Raw genomic sequence first — 453 nt, 5'->3', positions numbered from 1 at the left:
CTCCGCCAATCCTCGCTATTTCCGATAACATTTCTTGACACATATAGAGCATATCTCTCTTTTGTTTTGGCAATCCCTGTGTTGGGCACAAGTTCGCTGATTCATCAACTATAATGAAATAGCGTTCTTTGATTGGTGTATCTACAATGTTGGTAAAATAAGATTCTTTCATGCGTACTACCTGTTCTACCATCTTTTCACGGATACGATTCAACATATCAAATGCTTGCATGGGATTCTCAGCCACTTCTTCTACCTGTAATAAGTCCCTATAGGGACTAAACTCTAAACCTTCTTTTAAGTCAATGACATATAGTTTTACATGATTGGATTGCTGTAAAATTAAGCTGGTCATAATATTTTTGAGAAAACCTGTCTTGCCAAAACGAGTCATCCCACTCACGCACATATGCGGTGTTTTTTCAAAATCATGATAAATCATTCGATCTAACG

The 453-nt window shown here is 37.1% G+C and carries 1 protein-coding gene; it reads right to left on the bottom strand.

Going from position 1 to position 453, the window contains the following annotated elements:
• Positions 1-453, bottom strand: a 453-nt coding sequence (locus ACODS7_RS32605; RefSeq protein ID WP_488828700.1) for an FtsK/SpoIIIE domain-containing protein, incomplete at both ends; no start/stop codon positions are given.

The organism is Bacillus sp. FG16 (genome assembly GCF_057809515.1).
The sequence above is the reverse complement of the archived record's forward strand: the minus strand, read 5'-3'. Positions and strand labels throughout refer to the sequence as shown.